This window comes from Kitasatospora sp. NPDC091257, from assembly GCF_044757675.1.
Lineage (GTDB): Bacteria > Actinomycetota > Actinomycetes > Streptomycetales > Streptomycetaceae > Kitasatospora > Kitasatospora lactacystinica.
In genome coordinates this window covers 1-3,442 of record NZ_JBIVVI010000998.1, presented here as the reverse complement: position 1 = coordinate 3,442, position 3,442 = coordinate 1, and the positions used below count along the sequence as shown (strand labels likewise).

Genomic DNA, 3,442 nt, shown 5'->3' with positions numbered 1-3,442 from the left:
CTCCGCGTCATCCGTCCACGCGAAGTTCCGCCGCGTCATTCATCCACGCGAATCGACCGTGTTGAAGGGCAGCCGGTTTCGAACCGGTTCTAGAGAAGGCCACCAGCAGCGCCTCCCAGCGCATCATGCCGCGCACCTGGCGCCGGGTGGTGCCGGCCAGGCGCAGCAGCGCGACCTCGCGGCGCCGGTCCAGCACCGTCATCACCAGGGTGTTGGCGGCGCTGACGGCGGCGAACCCGCCGAGCACGACGGCCATCACGGTGTTGGCCCAGCCACTGAGCTCCAGGTCCTTGTCGGACTGGGCGACGAACCCGGCCCGGTCGGTCACCGCGGCCCCGGCCAGCGCGCCCAGCCCGGCGGCCACCGCCGCGGGGTCGGCACCCGGCGCGTCGGCGACCAGCACCTGGCTGTCGTACCCGGCGGTGACGTGCGCGGCCACCGCGGCCCGGGGCAGCAGCGCCTGGCCGACGCCGAGCCCGCGGTCGTACACCGCGACCACGGCGGGCCGGACGGCGGTGCCGTCGCCGAGCCGGAGCGGGACCCGGTCGCCGACCCCGGCGCCGAGCGCGTCGGCCAGGGTGGCGCTCAGCGCGATGGTGTCGGGGGCGCGGCCGAGGTCGGCGAGCGTACCGCTGCGCACGCCCAGGTCGAGCACCTTCGGCAGCCGCGCCGGGTCCCCGTCGACGCCGAGCACGGGGGCGGAGCCCAGCTGGCCGCCGGTCTCGTAGACGACGCCGGTGCGCAGCACGCCGACGGCGGTGTCCACGCCGGGCACCCGGGCCGCCCGCTCGGCCGTCCCGGCGGGCAGGCCGGGGCCGGTGGCGCCGACCACGTGGTCGGCGGTGACGCCGGCCCGGACGTTCTCGCCGGCGGTGTGGCGCACGGTGCTCTGCAGGATCAGCAGGGTGCCGCAGAAGGCGGTGACCAGGACGATCGGGGTGATCGCGGAGGCCAGCCGGCGGGCGTTGGCGCGGGTGTTGTCGGCGGCCAGCGAGCCGGGGGCGCCGCCGGCCCGCAGCGGGGCGCCGAGGATCACGGCGGCGGCCCGGGCCAGCCAGGGGCCGAGCAGGGCGACGGCCATCATCAGGCACATCACCACGCCGAGCGCGGTCTGGGCGGCCTGGGCGCCGTCCAGGGAGTTGGCGACGGCGGCGGCCGCGGCGCCGCCGGCGGCGAAGACCAGCCCGAGGACGGTGCGCACCCGGCCCGGGCGGGGCGGTTCGACGGAGGCCTCGCCGAGCGCATGGGCGGCCCGCATCCGGGACGGCCTGCGGGAGGCCAGGAAGCCCGCGGTCAGCGCGGCGAGGGTGCAGGCGAGGACGGCGACGAGCATCGGCAGCGGGCCGACGTCCAGGCGGACGTCCGCGGGGACGGCGCCGCGCTCGACCAGCTGGCCGAACCACCAGCGGGCGAGGGCGAGTCCGGGCAGGATGCCGAGCGCCGCGGCGAGCGGCGCGACCAGCATCGCCTCGGCGGCGATGGTGCGGCGGATCTGGCGCGGGGTGGCGCCGACGGCGCGCAGCAGGGCGAACTCGCGGGCGCGCTGGCCGGTGGCGAGGGCGACGGTGCTCATCACCACGAAGACCGCGGTCATGGTGGCGTAGCCGCCGAAGGTGCCGCCGAGAGCCATCAGCAGACTGCGGGCGCCGCCGAGGGCGGGGTGCTCGACGGCGCCCCGGTCGTCGCCGGTGAAGGTCCTGGCGTCGCCGCCGACGGCCTGGCGGACCTGTGCGGCGAGCGCGGCGGTGCTCACGCCCGCGCGGGACTGGACGGCGACGGCGTCGATCCGGCCGGGGTGGCCGGAGAGGCGGTCGGCGGTGGCGTCGGCGAACCAGGCGGTGGGCCCGGCCTGCTGGGCGGCGGCCAGGCCGGAGACCCGGTAGTCCGCGGTGCCGCCGGGCGCGGTGAGCGTGAGGCGCGCGCCGGGGGCGAGGTGGGCGGCGCGCGCCGTGTCGGCGTCCAGCACCACCTCGTTCGCGCCGGGCGCGCGGCCCTCGACCAGGGTGTCGCCCGGCCCGGCGATGCCGAGCGCGGCGAAGCCCCGGCCGGTCAGGGCCGGCGCCGGGCCGGTGGCGGGCAACGGGAAGGCGGTGTCCGGGCGGGCGGCCGCGACCCCGGGCAGCGCGGCCAGCCGGCCGACCATCGCGGCGTCCGTCCGGGCCCGCTCCGGGGTGGCCTGCTCCGAGGTCTCGGTGCCCTCGCCGACCTTCTTCTGGATCTTCACCGCCTGCTCGGCCGCGACCACCACCGGGGTGTTCGCGTACCGGGCGGGCTTCAGGCTCGCGGTCAGACCGGTCTGCAGCAGCACGCCGCAGGCCACCACCACGACGGCGCCCAGCAGCAGGGCGACCAGGGTGCCCGCGAAGGACGCGGGCCGAAAGCGCACCGAGGAGCGCGCGAGTCCGTTGGTCATGCCGCCGCTCCCACCGGGCGGGCGGTCAGCGCGACCATCCGGTCCGCGACGGTCTGCGGGCTCGGGTGCGGCAGGTCGTCCACGATGTCGCCGCCGGCCAGGAACAGCACCCGGTCGGCGAAGGAGGCGGCCACCGGGTCGTGGGTCACCATCACCACGGTCGCGCCGAGCGAGTCCACGGCCTGGCGCAGCAGGGCGAGCACCTCGTGCGCGGTCCGGGTGTCCAGGGCGCCGGTCGGCTCGTCGGCGAACACCACGTCCGGGCGGGTGATCAGCGCGCGGGCGATCGCCACCCGCTGCTGCTGGCCGCCGGAGAGCTGGCCGGGCCGGCGCCGGGCGTGCTCGCCGAGACCCACCCGGCCCAGCAGCTCCCGCGCCCGGGCGCGGTCCTGGCGCTCCCCGGCGAGCCGCTGCGGGAGCAGCACGTTCTGCTCGACGGTCAGCGAGGGCAGCAGGTTGAAGGACTGGAAGACGAAGCCGATCCGGCTGCGGCGCAGCTTGGTGAGCCGGTTCTCGCTCAGCGCGGTGATGTCCTCGCCGCCGAGCCGGACCTGCCCGGAGTCCGGACGGTCCAGGCCCGCCGCGCACTGGAGGAAGGTGGACTTGCCGGAGCCGGACGGGCCCATCACCGCGGTGAAGCTGCCGTGGGCCAGCGCCAGGTCGATCCCGCGCAGCGCCTGCACCGTCGCCTCGCCCCGCCCGTAGGTGCGGCTCACCCCGCGCAGCTCGATCGCGGGGGCCGCCTGCGGGGCGGTGCCGTAGGGGGTGCCGTACACGGGGGCGGCGTGGGCGGCGGGGGCGTACCCATCGGTGCCGTACTGGTCCGTCCCGAACTCGTCGGTCCTGCGGCGGTCTTGGCGGCGTGCCATGGGTGGGCCTTCCTTCGGTTCCGCGTCGTAGCGTCGCTCGTCGTCAACGTGCTCCAACCTAGGGAGGACGGACTCCGCGAACCATGCAGGCCACCGGCGGTGGCGATTTCGGCGGTGGCGGCGACTTCGGCGGCGGGGACTGGTAACCCGCAGCACCGAC

Annotated in this window: 2 protein-coding genes; both read right to left on the bottom strand. The window is 77.3% G+C overall.

Annotated features, from left to right (window positions below):
* Positions 1 to 7 precede the first annotated feature (7 nt).
* Positions 8 to 2,413, bottom strand: a complete 2,406-nt coding sequence (locus tag ACIQOV_RS33325; protein WP_401054489.1) for an ABC transporter permease — start codon at positions 2,411 to 2,413, stop codon at positions 8 to 10.
* The gene (locus ACIQOV_RS33320; protein WP_401054487.1) at positions 2,410 to 3,282 is read right to left on the bottom strand and encodes an ABC transporter ATP-binding protein; all 873 of its coding nucleotides are present in this window, start codon (positions 3,280 to 3,282) and stop codon (positions 2,410 to 2,412) included. The genes ACIQOV_RS33325 and ACIQOV_RS33320 overlap by 4 nt, the downstream gene beginning before the upstream one ends.
* Positions 3,283 to 3,442: the final 160 nt, after the last annotated feature.